We start from the raw sequence: 21,903 nt of genomic DNA on the forward strand, positions 1-21,903 counted from the left end.
CTCCAACTCCCGCACAAACCCCGCCACGGCCTCCCACTCGAGCGACTCCGCCACCAACGCCGACTCACTCAACTGCGGCCACGCCTGACCACCCAGCGCACCCAACGGACCCTCAGCCCACTCCGGAACCTCGATGTCACCCACGCTCAGCACCCCCACCGCGACACGAAGCTGCTGCTGCCGAGGAAACCGGAAGACATGAGAGGACCTCCATCGCACGCAAGGGCGAATGTCGAGAAGGGACGAGGGGAAGGCGGGGTGTGGAGGATGCGGGGAGGGTGAAGGCATGGGGGCCGGGACCCCTGGCCGGACAGAACGCCCGGCGGACGCCCGACGCGTTACTCGATGGCCTTTTTCAACGCATCCATATTGGTCTGGGCATTGTCTTCGGCCTCGGTGGCGGACTGGGCCATCATCTCGACGCCTTCCGAGTACGCCGAGACGCCCTCGACCAGGCCCTTCAGTCCGGCTATCAGGTCCTTACGACCCTGGACGTACCAGGCGTCGAGAGCAATGCTCGCCTCGTCGCCTCCGTCTCCCAGCGCCCCTCCGGTTTCACCCTCAAGGCTGTATGTCCGCGCCATTCCCTCCTTGCTGAGATCCCCGAGCCGCATGCCGTAGGGCTTGATCTGCGAAGGGACGACGACGATCTCGCCACTGTCGCCGTTGAGAGTTATGGGGTCGTTGGGGCCCTTGGGCTCGGATGCCTCGGGTGCTGTACTCATCCGCCATCAATCCTTCCGGGGGTGCGTCGGGCGGCCGGTTCCCGTCCTGGGGGGATCAGTTTTCGTCGTCCAGCGAGCGCGCGGGGCTGCGCCTCTTCCCGGGTACCTTTTTCGCCGCCGCACTCCGCTGACCGCCTGTGGCGGCGGGGGTGGCCGGCACGTCGTCGACGCCGGCGGCGAGGCCCGCCATGGCCTGCTCGAAACCGCCCTTGATCATCTGCATCAGCTCGCCGTTGGCACCGCCCAGACCGCCGGGCAGCATGTCCCAGGGGCTGATGCCGCCCGGTGCGTCGGTGTCCACCGCCAGGGCGGGTGCGATGGCGCCCATGGCCTGGGCCCGCGCCCGCTCATGCGCCTCACGCACGGTCGCCAGGACGACCTTGCCCAGTTCGTTCATCGACATCTGCTTGTACTTGGTGTTGTGAAAGGTGAGCGAGGTGAGTTCGCCCTGGACACTCACGGTCGCGCTCACGAGCTTGCTCTCCGACCGAACCGTCTCCGACGCGTTCTTCAGCCCTTCCTGGGCTGCCAGAATCGCGTCGCGCTTCTTCTCGAAACTGCTGAGGATCTCCTGCAGCCGGGCTTCGTTCGCCGGATCGATCATGTCCGCCTCCGTGGCTGAAAGTGACTTCGAGCGTTGGCACGGAGCTGTGGAGAAGGCGGTTCACCCACGTTCGGAGGGCCGACCCCCAGCAATGCGGGGTCGGCCCTCCGAGTCGTTCGGACTACTCAACGGCGCCTGGGCGTCGCGTCACCATCAGTGAAGTGTCAGTGACGGCCGAGCGTCTTCGGTGACGCCCCGTCCCCCTCACCGCCCCACACCGACTGGTCCTCCTGCAGCCACTCCTTGCTCGAGCTCTGTTCCTCCTGGCCCTGCTGTGGGGGTGCTGCTCCCCCACCGCCTCCCATGGGCGTCATGGGCATCATGGGGGCTCCTCCAGCGAGCCCGGCCGCGCCTCCACCGCTCGGTGCGGCAAGCCGCCCCGCTGGGCGAGCGGCACCCCCCGACAGGTTCGTGGGATCCGCCGCTGCCGGGGCGCTTCCACCGCTGGGTGCAGTACCCCCAGACCCCAGGGCGGAGAGGCCTGCGGTGGAAGGGACGCTGAGGCTGCCGCCGCCGACCCCTCCTCCTCCACCGCCACCGAACCTGATGGGAGTCGCGGACTTACCACTCAGGGCCGTGGCCGGGTCTGCTCCGCCGATGCTGTAGCTGGGGAACCCCGGCAGGCCCAAGGTGGTCGGCTGGCCTGAAGTGGGCAGGGGCGCCGGTGCGATGCGCGCCCCGGAGGGGGAAAGCCCGGGGATCCCGAACGAGCCGTCGCCCACCGTCTGGGGCGAGGGCGCCTGGAAACCGCTGAGCCGCGTCGAAGGGTTGGCGGCGGAACCGTCGAGGCCGTCGATGCGCGTGGCCGGCACGCTGAGCCCGTCAACGGGCCGCCCCTCGTACGGTAGGCCGCCGGCATCCGAACTCGTGCGCACGAGCTGCCCACTCTCGTCGTACGCGAAACCAGGAGGCGCCGCGGGCACCTCCGGCAGACTGGCGCCGTCCAGCACCGCGGGCGTCGTCGGCAGACTGACACCGTCCAACACCGCGGGCGTCGCCGGCAGACTGACACCGTCCAACACCGGGGGCGTCGCCGACGGACCGCCGGCATCCGAACTCGTGCGCACGAGCTGCCCACTCTCGTCGTACGCGAAACCAGGAGGCGCCGCGGGCACCGCCTGCGCCGGCAGAGTACCCGGATTCCCACCGGCGCCGTTCCCGGATCCCAGCATGGGGAGTGCGTAGATCGGCACGCTGGCGTCCCCCAGATATCCCCGGTGATACGCGTAGTCGGTGCCGAGCTTCTCGATCACTCCGGACATCTCACCGGCAGCCGAGACGGCCTGCTCCGGAGTCAGGGTGCGCTCTGGTAGAGCGGCCATGTCGTGGCCACCTCCTCATCTCGTCGAAGGTTGTGACTGACCTCAGGAGGTCGTCTCGCCGCCTGGGGTGCTCTCCACTGGAGTCGTCGCGGTTCCGGAGTGCTTGGCGAGGACGGCGTCGACCTCGTACCACGTCCGCTGGAGGGATTCGCCGGCGGCCCGGACCGGTCCGGGCCACTGGCGTATGGTCGCGAGGACCTCCATGAGGAACGCGTTGAACTGGCCCACGATCCGGGCGCAGGCAGCGGCGCCGTCACCTTCCCAGCGGCCACCGTCTGCGCCGCCCATGAACAGGATCTTCGCCCTGTCTCCGATTCCGGTGGACAACTCGTCCAGCTTGGCGGCCACTTGTTCAAGGGTGTCCGCGGATCTGTAGAAGCTGTCCGGATCCGAAGCGCTGATGGCGGCGATGACCTTCTGCAGAGCCAGGATGGCGTCCGCCGCTCCTTCGGCCGTGATGGCCGACTTCGTTGTCTCTGTCGCCACGATGTATGCCGTCCTTCCCGGCTAGTTCGCGGGAGTGGCCGCGGGGCCCGTCTGGTCCCCGTCGGCGGCACCACCCTGCTCCGCGAGCTGATTGGTCAGATCGCGGAGCGTCGCCACATTGCCCCCCGACTCCTTCATGAACTCATCGGTGGCCGCCAGCAGGGCACCGAGATCTTCCACATCGGCCTGCGCCAGCTCTTCCGCCGACGCGTATTCGCCCGCGACGGTGACGAGTTGGCTGCCGATTTCGCCGATACCCTTGGCGAACAGCATGAGCGCTTCGGCCAGCGTTTGGACGACCGCCGCGAAGGTAGCCGTCAGCTCATCGACATGCGGGATCACCGCGGGGTCTCCCGGGCTGATGCCGAGCGTTCCCAGAAGACTGGTGATGGACGTGATTCCCGGCACGGCGTCACTGCCCTCACCGGCACATTCCTGAAGGAACTTCCCGAACGCGGCGACATCGGCCGGCTGTACGCTGATCGTGCTCGCGCCGTCTTCCGACACGAGGCATCACCCCTCTTGGTCGCGCCCGCTTCGCGACCCGATTCCAGCGGGTCGCGAAGCGTGGCGTCGTGTGGGAACGGACAGCGCCCTCGTCAGGCGCCGAAGCCCGCCGCAGCCTGTACGTCCTGCTGGCGGTAGACGTTCGCGACACCCTCCACGCCTTCGGCCGCCTTGAGAAGGAACTGCTGAAGCTCCTTGGCCAGGGCGTCCCAGTTCTTCTGGCACTCGATGTAGACGTTCTTCGACTCGCCTTCCCACTCGGACAGAGTGGGCTGGATCTCCTGCTCCAGCCGATCGAGTGCCTGACCGAACGTATTGCCACACTGGACCATCAGTTCGACCATCTGCTTCATCTGCTCCGGATTGCCCCGGAAACCATCCACGGCCATGTCTTGTCTCTCCTTGTTCTCTGCGATCTCAGGGTTGTGAGGGTTGTCCTCGATCGGACGCCGGCCCCGGAGTTGCCAGGGCAGCCCGAGCGCCCGACGGCTAGCCCTCGAGCAGCTGCTGGAGTCCACTCATGCTGTCCTGCGCCGTCTCCTCGGTCTGAATCTGGAGCTGGAGGGTGTCCTGCAACTGGCTCTGAACCGTGTCCAGCTGGCCACGGATGGCGATCACGCGCTCCGAGAACTTGGCCATGACCCGCGTGAACGTCTCCCGCGATCCCGCGTCCCAGTGCTGCATCAGCTGCTCGACGTTCTGCTCGGTGTTGGTCTGGGTCGACGCACACACTTCGAGCGTCTGGCCGACCAGTTCGAGGCCCTGCTGCATCTGCGCCACATTTGCGGCAGTCACATCGTTTGACACGGTGTCTCCTTGTCGGTCTTCTGAAGGGGTTCTGCATCGGATCACGGGACTTCGGCGGGAGCGGTTCACACGTTCCTGTCGAGGAGGCGCGCCCGTTCGTCAACGCCGGCCGAGAACCCCTCCGGGCGGGCCGCCGCCCCCGGAGTCACCCGCGCCCATGCTCCTTCCGCGGGTCCGGCCACGCGCCTCGCCGCTTGCCAGGGTCGTGCCTTCACTCCTGTCCCGGCCTTCCTCCCAGGCGTCCTGGGCGCCACTTCCCCATACGTCGGGGTCAGCCTTGCCGAGAATCCTGGAAGCGGACCGGCCACTGCGGGATCCGCCCGAGGCGCCGCCCATGCCCATGCCCATGCCCATGCCTCCGAGGCCGGCACCGGCGGTCACGCCGGCGACTCCGACGGTGGGACCTCCCGGCAACCCGAAGGGCGCTGTCGACGGCTGCTGTCCGGACGGGAGCAGCGCTCCCTGCCGCAGCTCCGCGGCTGTGGCCGGACCGCCTCCTGCCCCCACTCCGCTCAGGACGGTTCCCGCGCCGCGGTCACGGCCCAGGACACCGTCGTGCTCTGTGGTCACGGAGCTGACGGGCCGTTCGTCGTCGAGCAGGGAGCGTCTCGGGTCCTGACCGCGCTCCTCCCGAGCGCGTGTGAGGTCCGCGCCGTCCCCTTTTCCGCTGAGCTGCCAGCGCTGGTAGTCGAGCCTTCTGTTCAATCCCGCGACGACCTCGGCCACGATCGGCGTGATCCTCAACGCCTGTTCGGGCGTCAACACGACATCCAGATGCCTGCCGGCCATCTTCCACCTCCTCGTCTGTCGTCGACCCGCCTGTGCAGCCGGACGCACGGGCGAGGTTTCGCATGTGACGCACGGGCGAGGTTTCGCATGTGATGTGCCCTCGTCCGTTACGTCTTTGAGGCGTTCCTGATCACGTCGTTCACCTCATGGGCAGCGCTGTTGATGGCTTCGCCGGCGGAACCCGCTTCGGTCGCCCAGGAATCGGCGAGTCCGGCGAGTCCCCGCAGGCGCACCACGAGCGAGGCGGCGAGCTCCTCGGTGGCCCGTGCCGCCTGTCCTTCCCAGCATTCGGCTCCGCCCGCGCCGCGGAAGATGCGCTCGCTCCGCTCCTCGATCTGTTCGGCGGTCGCCGAGAGCAGCGTGGCGGCGCGATCCAGGGCATCCGCGGCGGAGAAGTAGGCTTCCGCGTCCGCTTTGCCCAGTGCTTCCAATAGGTTCTGCAGTTGCGCCACGCCACCGCTCTGAGCCGCGCTCACGACCGGGTCCGCAGTCATGACCGGTCCCCCTCTCTTCCCCCGGTTCTCACTTCTGTGCCGGGCCGTCCGCCTCGGGCGGAGTTTCGGCGGCGGTCTGTTCCGTCGACCCGCCGAGGGGTGACGCGCCTGCCGCGCGGAGCACGGGGATGCCCGACCCCAGGCTCGCGACCTTGGCGCTCCTGGCTTCCTCCGCATCGCGGAAGGACCGGCCGGCCTGCGCCACCGCCTCCCCCAGGAGACGGCAATCGGTCCCTGTCTCCCCGAGAGCGCGGAGCAGCCGCTCCAGGTTGCCGTTGAGTTCCCTGGCGAACGCTTCTCCACTCGGCAGGTACGCGGAGTCGGGTACGGGCACGGACAACGGCCGGAGGAGTTCGATGACGCCGCTGAGTCCGGCGGCGTCCTTTCCCTCTGGTTCCGCGATGTCCCGCAGGAATTCTCCGTAAGCGATGACCTCCGCCGGATCCGCTGCGGTGCGTTTTCCTGCCATCAAGACCCTCCCTCGGGGGCGGTATCGGCGATCACAACGATGTGGGCCCCGCGATGGCGATGGCGCCGCGGGGCCCACCCTGGAGCGGCAGCGCTCCCGTCACGCCAGGGGCCGGCTCTAGCGCCCCATGCCCCTGAGGCGCCCCGCGCTCTCGCTGTCCCCCTCCTCGACGTCTGCGGCCAGCTGCGTGAGGGTCTGCGATGTCGTCTCTATCCCCGTGGCCACGGTCTCGAGGCTCTTCTTGATGTTCGATGTGGTGAGGCGGAAAGCGTCCCCTGCCGCTCCCTGCCAGCCCCCCGTCGCCTCGAGAACCGCGGTTTCCAGCCTGTTGATCTCGTCCAGGAACGCTGTGTGATGGTTACGGAGGATCGTGGCGCCGTCCCGGACGTCGTCCGTTGAGTACGAGTAACCTGACGCTGGCATGTGAGCTCCTTGGTTCGGCGGTGTCTGCAACTGCTTGGGTCGATGTCAGGGCGCGATCCGGCCCCTGGGCCGGTCGCTGCTGCGGCGAGGAGCCGGGTCAGTAAGTGGGACTCTGTATCGGGGAGCCCATACCATCCACCATGGCGGCGCGGTTCCGCTCGGCCTCCGCCTGAGCCTCCACCTCCGCCTTCGCCCTCTGGCCGTAGTCCTGGAGGCTGGCGATCTCGCGCCGCAGAGCGGCCTGGAGCTCGACGGCGGCGTCGTCGAGGGCGAGCTTGGCGTCGCCCTGGAAACCGGCGTTGTCCATCTGCGTACTGATGTTGGTGACGATCAGGTTGAGGTTCTCCACAGACGTTTCGATCTCCTGGAGCGCAATGGAGGTGTTCTCGAAGTTCTGACTGATTGAACCTGAAGGTGTGGCCACTTCAATCCCCTTGCGGTAGTCGTATCGGTTCCGGATCAATGCGCCCGCAGCTGGACGGGGAAGTGTGGGGAATGTCTGCCGCGGGCGCCTTCTGTTCTGGCATGTGGTGACACGAACGACACCGGCCATTAGTTCAGACGGCGATGAGCGCATTCGTGCACCGGCGATCACTGGCTCAGGCGCTGCGCCGTCCCATTGTCCTCGTCTTCCACTTGCTGGATGAGCACACCGACCCTCTGCTTCATTTCGAGCAGCCAATTTGAGATGGCCAGGAGATGCGCGGTCGTCTCCTGGTGGACTCGGGTGAACTCCGCCTTGCTCTCCCCCGCCCAGCCTTCGAAGTTCAGCTCGACGTTGGTCTTCAAGGTGGCGACGGACTGCTCCACGTCGTCCGTGACCGCGCCGAGTTGGTCCAATCCGTCGAGGATCGGCCGGACCTCATACGTGTAGGCACGTGCCATGTCGGCGAGCGGCTCGAACACCGAATCCAACGCCGCGTCGACTGGATTTTCTGGAGTGGTCATACGTGTCTCCCCTCGGGAAATACTCGGTCATTCAGGTGTGTTGGACTGTCACCCGAGCCGCTTGTTGAACTCGAGCTGCTTCATTAGCTGAGCCCGGTCGCCTTCCTTCGCGACCTGCTCGTCGAGGACGTCCTTGAGTACCTCGTCCAGGTCCTTGAGGCGCTCGTTCGCGAGGTACATCACCCTCTTCCACTCCTCGAAGAGGTTCCTGAAGGCAACTGCCGAGGACCCCTCCCAGGAGGCGAGCATGGTTTCGGCGTCGGTGTCCGCCTTCTTGAGGATGGCTTCGACTCCTTCCCAGCAGTTGATGACTGCGCTGATTCCCGCGCGCATTCCCTCGAAGTTCTGGGCAATCGGTTCCGACATGGGTTTCTCCTCAATGGTGTTCGGCTTCGGTCCTGCGATGCGCCAACCGTGCGGCACGGGGCTTCTTCGATCTCACGGGTTCACCGCGAGCGGCTGCCTGGCCGCTTCGGGGTCGAGTGCCGGGCCTGTGGGAACGAGGTCGAGCACTGTGGACGGGATGGTCACGGCGCCGGCGGCGTCGTAGCCCAGCTTCCCCGCCACGTCTGCGGTGAGCGCGTACTTCACGCCCAGGTCGGTGATGAGGTAGATCCTCGGTTCCGCCTCGCCCGCCGGAGCCTCCTGCCGAACCAGCACGCCGCCGCCTGGGGCGACGACCACGCGGTCCGCGACCTGGGAGCTTCCCGGAACGGCGGGACGCGGCAGGCCGGCGGTCTGGGCGGCAGCCTTGGCCGGTGCGCTGTCGCGGAAGGCGATCCGCAGCTTGGCGCTCTCCCCGGCTGTTCCCGGCGTGACCCGGAAACAGGGCACGCGCGTTGCGCCACCCTCGTTGGTCACCGCCGTGGGGGGCTGTGCGGGGTGTTGCGTTCCGGTCGGCTCCCGGGCCGATCTGGCGGCGCCGGCGACCGCCGACGTACCGACCTCGGTGGGGAGCACCTGCGCATTCGGATAGGCCAGAGCCGTCTGGGGGTCGGCGAGAACCAGCGCGGCCTCCGTCTTACTGAGCGGTGAGAGACCATCCTTCAGCAGCAGGAAGAACGATCCGCTCGGGTCCCGGAAGACCTGTCCGACCCTGGTCGCGGCACCGCCGACCGGCGGTCCCGCCGTGCCACGCCCCGGTACGTCCGGGCCCTTGAGGTCGGCGCCCGCCGGAAGCGAATTGAGCCAGGACGCCTTGACCTCGAAGGAGGCGGCTCCGGCATAGCCGAGTGCGGTCAGTACCGGGCTTGAGGGAATCTTGAGCCGGCGGTCCAGCCAGGCGAGGTGGGACGTCCCGTCATCCGATGTGACGAGCAGGGACTGCTGGTCGTCGAGTTCGGTGACGCCTTTGCCGGCTCCGCCCAGATAGGCGGTGACCGACTTCTGCTCGGTGCCGTCCTGCGAGCGGGTGGTGGCGGAACAGACCGTCCAGGAACCGCGGTCCAGTGCCTTGGCATCGGGCAGATTGTCGGGCGCGCCGACGATCCCGATCGGCGAGCCTTTGGGCACCCCCTTGAGGGACTTGCTGGAAATGGTCTGAATGCCCGCGGCACGCCCGAACAGCCCGCCCTTCCTCTGAGTGACGGGCTTACCACTGACAAGAAGTACCGATGCCTGGTTGAGCACCGGATGCAGGGCACCGTCCAGAAAGATGTACCGGGTACCCGTCTCCTTCTCCACCACGATCGTGCCCTGCTTCTTGAAGGAATTGGTGACACCTGGCGAGATGAGCCCGAAGGCCACCATGCCGCCCAGGCTGACGAGGCCGATCGCGGTGCCCGCGACCGCGCCGATGGTGAAGCGGCGCATCGGGGTCTCGGCGGCGTCCGGCTCCGCCCGGATCAGTCCACCGGTGACCCTGCTCAGAGTGAAGAGGTGCGCCTGGACCTGGTCTCGCCGCGTATGCATCTGAAGCTACCTCCCTTGGAGTTGTGAGGCGATGAGGGCTCCACCTGGTCAGGCCATCAGATTGCGCGCCCAGGAGTACGCGTCCAGGACGCCCAGGACGAGTGGCAGCATCGAGACGCCCACCAGCAGTTCGGAGATCTCGGCTGCCCGTCCCCAGTACGGGAGCAGCCGTCGGCCGGGCAGCATCCTGGCTCCGATCACGCACAGCCCGGCCGCGACGACCAGGGAGGCGACCACCAGGGGAAGCCGGTAGGCCAGCGGCATGTCGCCGGACAGCCGCAGGACCAGGATCAGCAGTCCTACCGTTCCGGGTACGAGCAGCGCCATACGCTGCCGGGCACTGATGACGACCCGGCTACGCAGCAGAAGCGCGGCGCACGCGGCGACGGACAGGCCGGTCGTGGCCCAGCCGACGACGGGGGCCAGTACCAGCAGCGACGCCGTGCACACCAGTCCGACCGCGGTGAAGAGCGCGGTCATGCAGTGGTCGGCGACGACCGCACGGTCCATCAGCCCCTTTGCGCGCAGTGGCTCGACGTCCTCCTGCAGTTCGTCCGCGTCGGACGGCAGGGGTTGCATGCGCAGGTCCGCCATGCGGAAGGACGTCATCGGCACGGTGACGTTGAAGACGAGCGCGGCGACCAGCACCACCGCCGCGGCCTCGAACCACTTGGCATCGGCGAGCGCGGACAGAAGCCCGCCCAGGGCCAGTGCCCCCGTACCCACCAGGGCGGCGGCGAAGGCCGGCATGGTCACCGAGATGGCGACCAGGGCCAGCACGACCGCCACCAGCGAGGCACCGCCTGCCGCGAGTACCTGCTCCGGCAAGATCTTCTCCACGCCCGGGCGAGCGGTGAGCAGGTATCCGGTAAGTCCTGCGTACGGAACCGCGGCGAGCCCCAGCATCGCCCCGGCCGCCTGGTCCTTGGCCGCGCGGGCGAGGACGGCGCCGGTGGCCATCAGGAGGAACGCCACCGTGCCCGCCGCGGCCGCTCGGGCAAGTGGGTGGCCGTCCTGGAGAAGGACGAGGAATCCGGTCAGCAGTGCGCCGGCGGCCAGGCCGAGAAAGAGCCTGCCGGTCATGGCGTCCCGCCAGCGGTCGGGACGTCTGCCTGTCCCCTCGGCCACACCGGTGATCAGGTCGTCGAAGTCGAGGGCGGGCAGCTCCGCCGCCCTTGGCCGTAGATACACGGTCTCTCCGTCACGCAGGGAGAGTGCGGCGAGCGTCCGCTCTTCGTCGAAAGGGGGCTCACCGAACCGTTGGAGCACCCAGCCGTCGTGTTCCCCTCCTGCGTCCGCAAGGTCCGGGCCCGCGTAGATGAGCAGCGCCGGGAGGAGGTCGTACAGCGGGACGTCCGAGGGCACCGCGACCTCGAGTGACGACGTGGGCGTCACAAGCATCAATCGGCACAGTTCGTTGGTCACATGGCTGTTCACGTCGCACTGCACGACCCGCTCCCGCAGCGGGTTCAATCCTGGCTCGGCCCATTCGGGACTGAACTTCTCGGCCTGGGGTCCGTGGACTGATCCGAAGGGACCTGGGCCATCGCGGCTGCGTCCTGCTCGCAAGCACGAACCAGTTGGGAGGCAAGGGTGTCGACCGTGCTGTTCCGCCGCCCCGCGCGGCGCTCCGCTCCGGAGCTGCCAAGCGGTGAGCTGAGTATGCAGGCTCCACCGCCGCTGCCGGATCTGGAGAGTCAGGGTTTCATGGGGGTGCTCGGCATCCTGCCGATGCTCACCTCAAGCGTGGCCATGTCGATGATGTTCCTCGTACCAGGAATCAGTTCCGTGATCCGGTACGTGATGATGGGCACGATGGCCGTGTCCATGCTTCTGATGCTGGTCATGAACCTGATGCGGCCGGGGGCCGAGCGCAAGCGCAAACTCCGCGGTGAACGCCGCGGCTATCTGCGGTATCTGGCCCAGGAGCGCCGAAAGGTCCGCAAGGTGGCCGACCAGCAGCGTCGGCATCTGCTGTGGCAGCACCCCGAACCGGCCGGACTGTGGTCGGCGGCCCTCAGCAAGCGGCTCTGGGAGCGTCGTTCCACCCACCCGGACTTCGGCGAGGTGCGCATCGGCACCGGCCGGCAGGGACTCGCCGTGTCGATCAAGGCCCCGGAGACGGCTCCGGTGGAGGACCTGGAACCGGTGGCGTCGCATGCGCTGCGCCGGTTCATCGAAGCGTACTCGGCCGTCCCCGAGACGCCGATCTCCATCTATCTGCCGGGCTTCGCCCACATACTGATGGATGGCGACCAGGACGCGATCCGCGGACTGACACGCTCCGTACTGGCGTCGCTGGCGACTTTCCACTCCCCCGAGGACGTACGGATCGCGGTCCTCGCCGCGCCGGGGGCCGCGACCGAGGAGTGGGAGTGGGTGAAGTGGCTGCCGCACTGCCAGCATCCCAAGCAGACAGACGCCGCCGGTCCGGTGCGGATGGTCGCTCAGGAGTGGGAGAAGCTGGAGGAGTTGCTCGGCGGCGAGGAGCTGGGTGAGCGCGGCCGGTACGAGGCCGACTCGGAGGTCTCCGCCAACGAGCCGTATCTCGTGATCGTGGTGGACGACGCCAAGGTCCCGCCGAACGCCCAGGCGGCGACGAGTGGCTATCGCAACGCGGTCGTACTCGATCTTTCCGGTTCGCTCCCCCGGCGCAACAACAAGTTCGTGCTGCGCCTGCAGGTGACCGAGGACAAGGTGGAGCAGGTCACGCGGACGGAGTCGGGGGCCGACGAGTACACGCTGGTGTGCCGCCCCGACAACCTCAACCCGGCTGTGTCGGGCAAGCTGGCTCGCCTGATCTCCCCGTACCGAGCAGGGGAGTCCAGCGAGAAGTCCGAGCCGACGCTGTCCGACTTCGAACTGCCCACCATGCTCGGCGTCGGTGACGTCAAGAAGCTGGATCCTCAGATCACCTGGCGGCCCCGCTCCACCTGGGATCAGCTGCGTATTCCGATCGGCATTTCGGAGAGCGGCGTCCCCGTCGATCTGGACATCAAGGAGGCGGCGCGCGGCGGAATGGGGCCGCACGGAATCCTGATCGGTGCGACCGGTTCCGGCAAGTCCGAGCTGCTGCGTACGCTGGTCCTGGGCCTCGCCGTCACCCATTCCTCCGAGGCGCTGAACTTCGTCCTGGTCGACTTCAAGGGCGGAGCCACCTTCCTCGGAATGGAGCGGCTGCCGCACACCTCGGCTGTCATCACCAATCTCGCGGACGAGCTCCCGCTGGTGGACCGCATGCAAGAGGCACTGCAGAGCGAGATGACGCGCCGGCAGGAACTGCTGCGGGCGGCGGGCAACTTCAGCTCGGTGCACGACTACGAAAAGGCCCGTACGGCGGGCGCCGCTCTCGATCCGCTGCCATCACTGTTCGTCGTCGTCGACGAGTTCTCCGAACTGCTCTCGCAGAAACGTGAGTTCATCGAGACATTCGTGATGATCGGCCGGCTCGGCCGGTCCCTCGCCGTGCATCTGCTGCTTGCCTCGCAGCGGCTGGAGGAAGGGCGTATCCACGCTCTCCAGTCGCACCTGTCCTACCGGATCGGTCTGCGCACGTTCTCGGCCAACGAATCCCGTGCCGTGCTGGGCGTGCCCGACGCGTACACGCTGCCGTCGGCGCCCGGCCACGGCTACCTCAAGACCGACACCTCCACCCTGGAGCGATTCCGCGCGGCCTATGTGTCGGGCACCTACCGTTCGGCCACCACCCGCACCCGCCGGCAGGCCGTCATCGAGCAGCAGGTGGTGCCCTTCACCACGCAGTACCTCGCTCCGCGTGTGCTGGAGAGCGCCGAGACGGAGCCAGCCGACGCCGCCGACGCCGCCGACGGCGAGAGCGCCGAGACGATGATGGACATCATCCTGGACCGACTGGAGGGCCAGGGGGCCCCCGCCCACCGGGTGTGGCTGCCTCCACTGAGCGCCCCGCCCACGCTGGACATGCTGCTGCCTCCGCTGGCCCCCCATCCGGAACTCGGGCTCTGCCCGGCCGGCTGGCAGGGGCGCGGGCTGCTGCAGGTACCGGTCGGCCTGGTCGACAAGCCGTTGGAGCAGCTCCGCGACAACCTGTGGGCGGACCTCTCGGGCGCGGGCGGTCATGTCGGCATCGCCGGCGGCACCCAGAGCGGCAAGTCCACCCTCGTGCGCTCGCTGGTGACCGCGCTCGCGCTCACCCACACCCCCCGCGAAATCCAGTTCTACTGCCTTGACTTCGGCGGTGGCTCGCTGTCCTCGCTGCGTGGGATGCCCCATGTCGGGAGCGTGGCGGGCCGGCTGGACGTGGACCGGGTGATCCGCAGCGTCAACGAGATCAAGGCACTGATCGACCGGCGCGAGAACGACTTCCCCGCGGGCGGCGTGGAGTCCATGGCGGAGTACCGCAAAGCACGCCGAGAGGGTCGCTTCGGTGACGACCCCTATGGCGACGTGTTCCTGGTGATCGACGGCTGGTTCACGCTGCGTCAGGACTTCGACAAGCTGGAAACGGCCATTCAGGAGATCGCCTCTCGCGGTCTCGCCTACGGCGTACACCTGATCATCGCGTCCAACCGCTGGGCGGACTACCGCGCCTGGCTGCGCGACGCCATGGGTACCCGCTTCGAGCTCCGGATGGGCGAGCCGATGGAGTCCGACATCAACTCCAAGGCGGCGGCGGGCGTGCCGAAGGTCGCGGGCCGCGGCCTCACCCGGGAGCGCCTGCACTTCATGGCGGCAGTACCTCGCACGGACGGCGTGGAGAGCGCGGAGGAACTGGCGGATGCGCACCGGACGCTCGTCGGCGCGATCTCCGCGGCCTGGCAGGGTCCAAGGGCTCCGCAGGTCAAACTCCTGCCGGAGTTGCTGCCGTTCTCCGAGATCGCCGCGCCCGAGCGGGATGTGCGCGTCTCCCTGGGCCTGGAGGAGAAGGCTCTCGAACCGGCCTGGCACGACTTCGAGCAGCATCCACATCTGATCGCATTCGGCGAACCCGAGACAGGAAAGTCCAACCTGATCAAGGTGATCGCCCAGTCCCTCATCCAGCGTTACACCCCCGACGAGGCGAGGTTCATCATCGCCGACCCGCGGCGCAATCTCTTCGACGCGGTGCCCAAGGAGCATCAGCTCAGCTACGCGGTCGCGGTCAACGCCATGGAGACAACGATCAAGGAAGTCGCGGAGTCGCTGACCAAGCGGATCCCCGGTCCCGAGATCTCCCCCGACCGCCTGCCCCTGCGGGACTGGTGGAAGGGACCCAAGTTGTTCCTTCTCATCGACGACTACGACCTGCTGATCTCCGGCAGCCCGATGCGGCACCCGATGGCGCCGATCCTCGACCTGATGTCCATGGGCACGGAGATCGGACTGCATGTGGTCGTCGTACGGAACACGACCGGCGCCATGCGCAGTATGAGCGATGCGCTCATCAAGCGAATGATGGAGGTCGGCACGCCGGCGCTGCTCTTCTCCTGCGGCCGTGAGGAAGGCGCGTTCCTGCACAACACCCCACCCAAGAAGCTTCCGACAGGCAGGGCCCAGCTGATTACGCGCCGCAGCGCGCCAGTGCTGATCCAGACCGCCGCGGTGGACAAGGACTGACCGGGCCACACCGGCATCGGTCACCGATCCGCATTCGACCCCGTAGGGAGAGGTTCATGAGCACACAAGAAAATTACGGGTACCAAATCAACCCGATCGTCGACGGCCTGAAGATTCTCGGCGCCGGCACTCAGGAGGTGGAGACGATGGTCGATCAGCTCAAGACGAACGTCGAGCTCAACTTCGAGGGATGGGCCGGGGCCAGTAAGACCGAGTTCGAGCGTGTCCACCAGGAGACCGCCGCGCATCTCAAGGCCATTGCGCAATGGCTGCTCGAAAGGACCCAGAACATCGCCACTCTCATCGAGGCCGTGGAGGCCGAGGACGCGGCGAGTGCGCAGCGACTGAGCAACTGACCGACGGCTTCAGGCTGTGGAGGACCGAGGTCCTCCACAGCCTCCAGCACGCAGAGCAACACCGCCGGGCCTCTACGAAGGCGACGCCGAGGGTCGTCTTCGGAGAGGCCCGGCGATCCCTCGACGAACTGCTGATCAACTATCCCGGCGGAGAGTTCGCCGGCCGCCCCGTGCCCGTTTCCCCCGAGCCGGTGAGCCGTGTTCGGCTCCCGACCGGCGCTCTGGCCTGGCGGGTGACCGCCTTCGACGAGGTACGTACCGTAGCTCACCCACCCGGGTCTGAGCCGTGCCACCGAGGACACCGATCCGCAGGTGAGCACCAGGGGGCGGCTGGGCGGTGACGGGACCCACACCGCTTCACCCACCCGGACCGCTTCGACATCCGGCGCACGGACAACCGCCACATCACCTTCGGTCACGGCCCGCACGCCTGCTTTGGCGCGGTGCTTGCCAGGACCGCGGGTCGATCCAGCCGTCTTCCGGCTGAGCCGGGAACCCCGGCCGTCCGTGCCCTTCGGCGAAGGACGGGGATGTGCCGAAGCTCTGAGAGCGCTGCACGGAAGGATGGGAAACAGGAATGACCGTTTTGGCAGAACGTCCGGTGAAACCGATACTCGGTGTCCGGACCTCGCAGCTCGTGGCATGGGAACTCGCTGCCACGCTGATCGTGTTCGGCATCCTGAGTGCGGGCCCCGCCAAGGTCCCCGCGCTCGCGCTCGGCGGACTGCTCGTCGCCACCACCGCGATCCGGGTCCAGCGCCGGTGGCTGTACCACTGGCTGCTCACCCGGCTGCGCTTCTGGGCCCGCGGCCGGACGCGCCACGACCAGGACGCCTCCGCTCTCGCCGGGCCTCGTACGCTCCTGCCCGAACTGACCGTCAGCCGCGCCGAAGGGCGCAGCCGGGTCCGACTGGGCGTCGTCCACGACGGCCGTGCATGGGTCTCCATGGTCGCCGTCGAGCGCGCGGGCGTCCTCACCACCGCCGATGACGGCGGCCTGCTGCCCGTCGGGCGGCTGAAGGAACTCCTGCGCTTCGACGACATCGTCTTCGAGTCCGTTCAGGCGCTGGTACAGAACGTCACCGCGCCGTCCGGCTCCGACGCGGCGGCGGACGTGTGCCCCCTCTCATATCAGGAACTGAACAAGGAACGCGTCGCGCTGACCCAGTCGGCCTGGATCGTGCTCCGCCTCGACGCCGCCGCCTGTCCCGAGGCCGTCGCCGCGCGCGGCGGCGGCGCGGCGGGCATCCGGCGCATCCTGCGTCGCGGAGTGAACTCGGCCGTGCGCGTGCTGGAGGAAGAAGGATGGCAGGCCCGGATCCTGGACGAGGCCGAGGCAGCCGAAGCGCTGGCATCGACGGCGGGAGTGGGCACCGTGGCCCCGGGCGAGAACCGGCCCGGAGCCGTGGAGGAATGGAGCACCTGGCGGGCCGGCGCCGAGCACGTGTCGTACTGGGTACGGGACTGGAACCCTGCTCAGGGTGGACTCATCGAGCTGCAGGCCCTGCTCTCCGTGCTCCCGGCACGCTGCACCATGCTCTCGCTCACCTGCACCGACCGAGGTTCCGGCGATGCCCGGAACACCGTACTCATCCGCACTGTCGGTGCTACCGCAGAGGCGACCAGAGCCCTTCCCAAGGCCGCCGCGGAACGTGGTATCAACCTGATGGCGCTCGACGGCGCGCAAGCCCCGGGGTTGCTCGCGACCCTGCCGCTGGGCCGGAGCGCGGGCCCGCACATCACACCCGCGTCTGCCGACCGACCGGCCGAGATCGCGCTGCACCGGGAGGGGCTGGCGCTCGGGTTCCTCAGGAACGGCCGGATGGCCGCGGTCAGGCTACTGCGCCGGGAGTCCGTGCGACTGGGTGTCTTCCTGGACCGATCGGCTGCCGAACTGCTTGTGTTCCGGCTGCTCAGCGCGGGCGTGACCGTCCATGTCCGCTCGCCGCAACCGCAGTTGTGGGCTTCACTGATCCGAGACGCCGGTGTGGCTCCTCACCGGATGGTCATCAGTCTGCCCGGGGGCGCCACGCCGCCCGCCGGCAGTCCGCTGGCCCCCGTGGCCATCGTCGACGACATCGTCGGCGGCCGGGGCGCTCCCCGAGCGGATCTCGGTACGTGGCACATCGGCATCACTGTGCAGACAAAGGTTCCGGCGGCCGGTGCCGAGGAGATGCGACGTTACGATGCCGTGCTCGTGCCACGCGTGCCGGCCGGCACGGCGCGAGCACTGCGGGACGCCTACGAGCTGCCCGACGTCGCTCTGCGCACCCTGCCGCTGCTGCCACCGGGGACGGCCGCCCTGGTCCACCGCGGCAGCACCGAGATCCTCGACTTCGCGCCCACGCGGATCGAGGCTCAGCTCTTCGGAGATGGGGATTACGTCCGTGGCTGAGCGGCGCGGCAACCGCAAGCCGCTCACTCCCGCCGTCGTCTGTGCCCTCACCGTGCTGTGTCTGCCCGTCGCGGTGACGGCGACACCCATGGTGGCGGCCGCCGCGCCGGCCCCGGTGCGCTGCGCGGAGAGGGCGACGGCCACGATGCCCGACCTGCCCTGGGCGCAGGCGCGGCTCGAACTCGAGCGGGTTCACCGAATCAGCCAGGGTGAGGGTCAGGTGGTCGCCGTCGTCGACTCCGGCGTCGACGCGTCCGTGCCGCAGCTGAAGGGCGCGGTGCTGCGTGGCACCGATGTCGTCGGCGAAAGCGGCCGCGGAGACACCGACTGCGTCGGGCACGGGACCTTCGTCGCCGGGATCGTGGCCGCCAGGCCGGCCGGCGGAGTGCAGTTCGCCGGAGTCGCGCCGCGGAGCGTCGTCCTGCCGGTGCGGCAGACCACCGACGGCAAGGACGGGTCGGCGAACGGCATGGCCGCCGCGATACGCAGCGCCGTGGACGGCGGAGCCGGCGTCATCAACATCTCGGCCAACGCCGCTGGTCCAAGTGCCCAGTTGAAGGGGGCCGTCGCTTACGCGGTGTCCAAGAACGTCCTCATCGTCGCCTCGGTGGGCAATCGTTCACGAGACGACCTGGCGGATCCGCCGGCCAGCTTTCCCGCCTCGTACCCCGGTGTACTCGGGGTAGGAGCCATAGGACGTGACGACCGTCCCGCGTCGTTCTCCGTGACGGGTGACTTCGTGGATGTAGCCGCACCCGGCGTCGACGTCATCAGTCTGGGCATCGGCGGTCCCGGCTACGCGATCGACCAGGGAACGAGTTTCGCCGCCCCGTTCGTCTCGGGCACTGCGGCGCTCATCCGCGCATACCACCCCGACCTGACGGTCAGTCAGATCATTCACCGACTGCACGTGACGGCAGACCGCCCTGCCGGCGCAAAGGTGCCTGGCCCCGCGGTCGGCTGGGGCGTCATCAACCCCTTCAAGGCGGTGACGGCCGTCATCCCGGAGGAGCGGGCCGCCGGCGAGGGAGGCGGGGAGACCGGGACGACAGCGGCCATCCAGCCCTCCCCCAGCGCCTCCGGGAACACGTCCGCAGGGGGGCATCCCCAGGGCGACGCCGCCGCGCGGTCCGAGGCGGCGAACGCGACACTGTGGTTCATCGTCGGGACCAGCATCGTGGTCGTCCTGTTCAGCCTCGGGATCCTCGCCGCCCGCCGCTCGGCCCGCAAGGACTGAGAACCGTGATCGCGCGGACGTCCGGCCGGGTTTCCCCGGCCGGACGTCGAACCCCGCCCGAGCCTCGCGCGTGCGAAAAGCAGAAGCCCAACAGAGCAACCTCACGAGAGCACATGACGGTCACGAGGTGGACACGAAGATGACTTCCTTCCGGCAAACGGCACGGGCCGCGGCATTCCCCGTGGCGGGCGCGGTCGCCGCAGCGGTCGTGGTATTCGCGGCCGCGGCAAGCGGCGCATCTCCCGCGGCGGCCGCCTCTGTCCCCCTCTCTGTGGCCCTCGCGCCGACGGTCGAGGGTGAGAAGGTCAAGTACTACGTGGTGACGACTCAGTCCAACGGTGAGCCGGAGTTCCTCTTCTCGATCGCGGAGAAGGTCCTCGGCGACGGAAACCGGTACAACGAGATCTTCGAGCTGAACAAGGGCCGTGCCCAGCCGGGCGGTGCGGTGATGCGCAACGCCACCAGCATCGCCCCTGGCTGGATCCTCCAGCTGCCCGCGGACGCCAAGGGGCCCGGTGTGCAGGAAGGACCGCTGCCCAATGCGACGAGTGCCGTCACCGCGGCGCCGGCCACGCCTCCGCCCGTCCAGGCGCCCGCAGCACAGGCGCCAGGGACGGCGGGCGACACCGGCAGGCCCACGGGCGGGGACTCCAGCGCTCTGACGCTCGCCATCGGAGCGGGGGGCGCACTCATCGTCGGCGCCGGCGCCGGCACCCTCATGATGCGCCGCCGCGCGGGTTCCCGCCGCGCCCCGGAGCCGGCCGGCGGAGCGCCCACGGCCTCGGCGGCCACGCCGGCCACCACCGAGTCGCTGTTCGAAGCGCACGCCCGGCCGACCACGACCGCGGTAGCGCCCGTCACTCCGGTCCGTGCTCCGCGCTCCGTCGCGCCGCGCACCGCTTCCCCGACGCCGTGGCCGGCGGTGGACGAAGCACCGGAGGCCGAGGCGACCGGCACAGCATCGGGAGCGGCATCCGGCTCGACGCCCGCCGCGCCCGTCCGCCGCTCGGCGGTGACCGTGGCGGGCTCGCCCGGCCGACCCGTACCCGGCGCCGCCACCAGGCTTTCCCGGTCCCGCCCCTCCGATGACCGGAATGGGGATGGGGGCCGGGGCCGCCCTACGGCGAGCGTCGCGTCGCCGCATTCCTTCCAGGTCGCCTTCGGCGACGATTTCGTCGACATCAGTCTGTCCGCCGGGCACCCCGCCCAGCAGGAAACAGCCATCGCCTGGATGCCCGTCCCGTATGACGTACCCGACGGCGGCGCCGCGTTCGTCTGCATCGGCGCGGCGGAAGGCTCGGGCTGCCTCTTCCTCGACCTGGCACAGGCGCCTGGCCCCGTGGTCATAGGGGGTGACCGGGCGGCCGCCCGCCGACTGATGGAGTCGGTGGTCCTCCAGCTCAGCGCGAGCTCCGTACTCGAACACTCCTGCGCGACCGTGCTCGGTCCCCTGCGCGGACTGGCGGAGGGTCTTACGGCCATCGAGACCCTCGGCACCATGACGGAGCTGATCGAGCGCCGGACCGAAGAGGTCGACCCGCCCTTCGAGTTCGTGTTCTGCGCCCTGGACACCGAGGCCGACCGGGCTGCCGTCGACGGCCTGTTGAACGGTCCCGGCCAGACCGTTCTCGTGGTCCTCGGCGGCGTCGAAGGCGCCGCGTGGACGCTGAACGTGTCGCCGGGAGACACGGACTCCTGAAGCTTCCCCGTGATCTCGGACACTCGATGCTTACGCTGCGAGGGTGTGTTTTTGCTCGTGTCGCTGTCGGGTCTCCGCGGGGTGAGGTAGCCCCAGGCCGGATGCTTCCATAGTCGTACGCGGTTGTAGAAGGTCTCGATGAGGGCGAAGATCTCCGCGCGAGCGGTGTCTGGTCGGGCCAGTGGCGGGAGCCGATCCCCGCTTTGAGTAGTGCGAAGAAGCTCTCGGCGGCGGCATTGCCGAAGCACGAGCCGGTGCGGCCCATGCTTTACCGAAGCCCCAACCGGCTTATTTCACGTCGGAGGTGTATTCCGATCCGCGATCGGAATACGCAATGCATCCGGCCTGGAGCCGGCCGCGTCCGGCAGCCGTCGTCAGTGCGCCGACGACCAGGGAGGCACGGTGGTGGTCGGCCATCGAGTAGCCGACGATCCCGCGGGTGGCCCCAGGTCCAGCCAGGTCGCCAGATGCAGCCAACCCTCGTCGGTGAGGATGTAGGTGATGTCCCCGACCTGTTTCCGGCCTGGGGCGTCGGCCGTGAAGTCGCGACCGATCAGGTCCGCGGCGGGCACCGCCCTCTTCGCCGGACGGGTCAGCGAGCGGCGCTTGCGCCGGGTGACCCCGGCGACGTCGCGCTCACGCATGATCCGCTCCACTCGCTCGCCGTTGACCCGCCGGCCCAGCCTGCGCAACTGGGCATGGATATGCGGCACCGGGAGGCGATGTGCAGCACGGTGATCTCGTGGGCCAGGGCGTCGTCGGCGCGGCGGGCGGCGCCGGCCTTCTGTCGTCGCAGCCGACGCAGTTCCTCCCGCTCCACGCTCGTCAGCTCGCCCGGCGCCCCGTGACCGCGGTCGAACGTGTCTGCTTGACCCAGTTCCGCAGACCCTCGGCACTGACCCCGATCTCCCGGGCCACCTCGGTGACAGTCTTCCCGGAGGACCGAACCAGCGCGACCGCGTCGCGCTGGAACTCCTCCATACACCGCCTGCTGCGGTTGCTCTTGCTTCCCACCCGGCCACTACTTCCTCTGGAACCTCAGGTCCCAGTCTCCAGGTGTCCAACATCAAGGGGAAGCTTCAGTACACACCCCGTGTACGGCTTGTCAACGGCCGTGTAGTGCTCCCCGTAGGCGGCCAGTAGTTCTCCCTGCTGGC

At 68.6% G+C, this 21,903-nt stretch carries 23 protein-coding genes; 5 read left to right on the forward strand and 18 right to left on the reverse strand.

From position 1 onward, the window contains the following. Positions 1–338: 338 nt before the first annotated feature. The 16 genes from ACFUJR_RS34525 to eccD all read right to left on the reverse strand — a co-directional run bounded on the left by ACFUJR_RS34525 (position 339) and on the right by eccD (position 10,934). Positions 339–725, reverse strand: a complete 387-nt coding sequence (locus ACFUJR_RS34525; RefSeq protein WP_383177197.1) for a hypothetical protein — start codon at positions 723–725, stop codon at positions 339–341. 55 nt (positions 726–780) lie between these two features. After that, positions 781–1,329 (reverse strand): YbaB/EbfC family nucleoid-associated protein, encoded by a 549-nt coding sequence (locus ACFUJR_RS34530; RefSeq protein WP_383177200.1) that lies wholly within the window; start codon positions 1,327–1,329, stop codon positions 781–783. 164 nt (positions 1,330–1,493) lie between these two features. Beyond that, positions 1,494–1,652 (reverse strand): hypothetical protein, encoded by a 159-nt coding sequence (locus ACFUJR_RS34535; protein WP_383177203.1) that lies wholly within the window; start codon positions 1,650–1,652, stop codon positions 1,494–1,496. Positions 1,653–2,693: 1,041 nt separating this feature from the next. Beyond that, complete coding sequence (locus ACFUJR_RS34540) at positions 2,694–3,137, reverse strand: hypothetical protein (protein ID WP_383177205.1); 444 nt, start codon at positions 3,135–3,137, stop codon at positions 2,694–2,696. Positions 3,138–3,158: 21 nt separating this feature from the next. After that, positions 3,159–3,644, reverse strand: a complete 486-nt coding sequence (locus tag ACFUJR_RS34545; RefSeq protein WP_383177208.1) for a hypothetical protein — start codon at positions 3,642–3,644, stop codon at positions 3,159–3,161. A 92-nt stretch (positions 3,645–3,736) separates the two neighbouring features. Then, positions 3,737–4,033 carry a WXG100 family type VII secretion target gene (locus ACFUJR_RS34550; RefSeq protein WP_383177210.1) on the reverse strand — a complete coding sequence of 99 codons (297 nt, stop codon included), beginning with the start codon at positions 4,031–4,033 and terminating at the stop codon, positions 3,737–3,739. A gap of 100 nt (positions 4,034–4,133) precedes the next feature. Next, positions 4,134–4,451 carry a hypothetical protein gene (locus ACFUJR_RS34555; protein ID WP_383177213.1) on the reverse strand — a complete coding sequence of 106 codons (318 nt, stop codon included), beginning with the start codon at positions 4,449–4,451 and terminating at the stop codon, positions 4,134–4,136. Between the two features lie 99 nt (positions 4,452–4,550). Then, positions 4,551–5,240: a hypothetical protein gene (locus ACFUJR_RS34560; protein WP_383177215.1), complete on the reverse strand. Its 690-nt coding sequence runs from the start codon at positions 5,238–5,240 to the stop codon at positions 4,551–4,553. Positions 5,241–5,347: 107 nt separating this feature from the next. Continuing rightward, on the reverse strand, positions 5,348–5,734 hold the full coding sequence (locus tag ACFUJR_RS34565) for a hypothetical protein (RefSeq protein ID WP_383177218.1): 387 nt from the start codon (positions 5,732–5,734) through the stop codon (positions 5,348–5,350). Between the two features lie 28 nt (positions 5,735–5,762). Then, positions 5,763–6,203: a hypothetical protein gene (locus tag ACFUJR_RS34570; RefSeq protein WP_383177221.1), complete on the reverse strand. Its 441-nt coding sequence runs from the start codon at positions 6,201–6,203 to the stop codon at positions 5,763–5,765. 117 nt (positions 6,204–6,320) lie between these two features. Beyond that, positions 6,321–6,626, reverse strand: coding sequence for a WXG100 family type VII secretion target (locus ACFUJR_RS34575; protein WP_383177223.1), 306 nt, complete (start codon positions 6,624–6,626; stop codon positions 6,321–6,323). A gap of 97 nt (positions 6,627–6,723) precedes the next feature. Continuing rightward, the gene (locus ACFUJR_RS34580; RefSeq protein WP_383177226.1) at positions 6,724–7,050 is read right to left on the reverse strand and encodes a hypothetical protein; all 327 of its coding nucleotides are present in this window, start codon (positions 7,048–7,050) and stop codon (positions 6,724–6,726) included. Between the two features lie 167 nt (positions 7,051–7,217). Next, positions 7,218–7,574 carry a hypothetical protein gene (locus ACFUJR_RS34585; protein ID WP_383177229.1) on the reverse strand — a complete coding sequence of 119 codons (357 nt, stop codon included), beginning with the start codon at positions 7,572–7,574 and terminating at the stop codon, positions 7,218–7,220. Positions 7,575–7,622: 48 nt separating this feature from the next. Beyond that, the gene (locus tag ACFUJR_RS34590; RefSeq protein WP_383177232.1) at positions 7,623–7,940 is read right to left on the reverse strand and encodes a WXG100 family type VII secretion target; all 318 of its coding nucleotides are present in this window, start codon (positions 7,938–7,940) and stop codon (positions 7,623–7,625) included. A gap of 72 nt (positions 7,941–8,012) precedes the next feature. Then, positions 8,013–9,485 carry a type VII secretion protein EccB gene (gene eccB, locus ACFUJR_RS34595; protein WP_383177235.1) on the reverse strand — a complete coding sequence of 491 codons (1,473 nt, stop codon included), beginning with the start codon at positions 9,483–9,485 and terminating at the stop codon, positions 8,013–8,015. A 48-nt stretch (positions 9,486–9,533) separates the two neighbouring features. After that, entirely contained in the window at positions 9,534–10,934 is a 1,401-nt protein-coding gene (gene eccD, locus ACFUJR_RS34600; protein WP_383177238.1) for a type VII secretion integral membrane protein EccD, read from the reverse strand. A 144-nt stretch (positions 10,935–11,078) separates the two neighbouring features. On the opposite strand from eccD, the gene eccCa reads away from it, so the two are divergent. From eccCa to ACFUJR_RS34625, 5 genes are all read left to right on the forward strand, one after another. Then, complete coding sequence (eccCa, locus tag ACFUJR_RS34605) at positions 11,079–15,059, forward strand: type VII secretion protein EccCa (protein ID WP_383177241.1); 3,981 nt, start codon at positions 11,079–11,081, stop codon at positions 15,057–15,059. Between the two features lie 56 nt (positions 15,060–15,115). Further along, a complete protein-coding gene (locus ACFUJR_RS34610; RefSeq protein WP_383177244.1) occupies positions 15,116–15,415 on the forward strand; it encodes a hypothetical protein in 300 nt (99 codons plus the stop codon). Between the two features lie 577 nt (positions 15,416–15,992). Continuing rightward, positions 15,993–17,810: a type VII secretion protein EccE gene (gene eccE, locus ACFUJR_RS34615; RefSeq protein WP_383181328.1), complete on the forward strand. Its 1,818-nt coding sequence runs from the start codon at positions 15,993–15,995 to the stop codon at positions 17,808–17,810. After that, on the forward strand, positions 17,803–19,047 hold the full coding sequence (mycP, locus tag ACFUJR_RS34620) for a type VII secretion-associated serine protease mycosin (RefSeq protein WP_383181325.1): 1,245 nt from the start codon (positions 17,803–17,805) through the stop codon (positions 19,045–19,047). The genes eccE and mycP overlap by 8 nt, the downstream gene beginning before the upstream one ends. A 271-nt stretch (positions 19,048–19,318) precedes the next feature. Continuing rightward, on the forward strand, positions 19,319–20,746 hold the full coding sequence (locus ACFUJR_RS34625) for a hypothetical protein (RefSeq protein ID WP_383181524.1): 1,428 nt from the start codon (positions 19,319–19,321) through the stop codon (positions 20,744–20,746). A 374-nt stretch (positions 20,747–21,120) separates the two neighbouring features. On the opposite strand, the gene ACFUJR_RS34630 is transcribed toward ACFUJR_RS34625, so the two are convergent. Together ACFUJR_RS34630 and ACFUJR_RS34635 are read right to left on the reverse strand one after the other, a co-directional pair. Continuing rightward, positions 21,121–21,390, reverse strand: coding sequence for a hypothetical protein (locus ACFUJR_RS34630; RefSeq protein WP_383181521.1), 270 nt, complete (start codon positions 21,388–21,390; stop codon positions 21,121–21,123). A gap of 181 nt (positions 21,391–21,571) precedes the next feature. Continuing rightward, the gene (locus tag ACFUJR_RS34635) at positions 21,572–21,760 is read right to left on the reverse strand and encodes a transposase (RefSeq protein WP_383181518.1); all 189 of its coding nucleotides are present in this window, start codon (positions 21,758–21,760) and stop codon (positions 21,572–21,574) included. Between the last annotated feature and the right edge of the window lie 143 nt (positions 21,761–21,903).

Source organism: Streptomyces sp. NPDC057271, from assembly GCF_042668715.1.
GTDB lineage: Bacteria > Actinomycetota > Actinomycetes > Streptomycetales > Streptomycetaceae > Streptomyces.

Coding starts and splice junctions, on each gene's coding strand:
- ACFUJR_RS34570 (WP_383177221.1), bottom strand. CDS start 6,203: ATGGCAGGAAAACGCACCGCAGCGGATCCGGCGGAGGTCATCGCTTAC.
- ACFUJR_RS34585 (WP_383177229.1), bottom strand. CDS start 7,574: ATGACCACTCCAGAAAATCCAGTCGACGCGGCGTTGGATTCGGTGTTC.
- ACFUJR_RS34535 (WP_383177203.1), bottom strand. CDS start 1,652: ATGATGCCCATGACGCCCATGGGAGGCGGTGGGGGAGCAGCACCCCCA.
- ACFUJR_RS34610 (WP_383177244.1), top strand. CDS start 15,116: ATGAGCACACAAGAAAATTACGGGTACCAAATCAACCCGATCGTCGAC.
- ACFUJR_RS34565 (WP_383177218.1), bottom strand. CDS start 5,734: ATGACTGCGGACCCGGTCGTGAGCGCGGCTCAGAGCGGTGGCGTGGCG.
- ACFUJR_RS34560 (WP_383177215.1), bottom strand. CDS start 5,240: ATGGCCGGCAGGCATCTGGATGTCGTGTTGACGCCCGAACAGGCGTTG.
- ACFUJR_RS34630 (WP_383181521.1), bottom strand. CDS start 21,390: ATGCGTGAGCGCGACGTCGCCGGGGTCACCCGGCGCAAGCGCCGCTCG.
- ACFUJR_RS34525 (WP_383177197.1), bottom strand. CDS start 725: ATGAGTACAGCACCCGAGGCATCCGAGCCCAAGGGCCCCAACGACCCC.
- ACFUJR_RS34590 (WP_383177232.1), bottom strand. CDS start 7,940: ATGTCGGAACCGATTGCCCAGAACTTCGAGGGAATGCGCGCGGGAATC.
- eccB (WP_383177235.1), bottom strand. CDS start 9,485: ATGCATACGCGGCGAGACCAGGTCCAGGCGCACCTCTTCACTCTGAGC.
- ACFUJR_RS34530 (WP_383177200.1), bottom strand. CDS start 1,329: ATGATCGATCCGGCGAACGAAGCCCGGCTGCAGGAGATCCTCAGCAGT.
- eccE (WP_383181328.1), top strand. CDS start 15,993: ATGACCGTTTTGGCAGAACGTCCGGTGAAACCGATACTCGGTGTCCGG.
- ACFUJR_RS34575 (WP_383177223.1), bottom strand. CDS start 6,626: ATGCCAGCGTCAGGTTACTCGTACTCAACGGACGACGTCCGGGACGGC.
- ACFUJR_RS34550 (WP_383177210.1), bottom strand. CDS start 4,033: ATGGCCGTGGATGGTTTCCGGGGCAATCCGGAGCAGATGAAGCAGATG.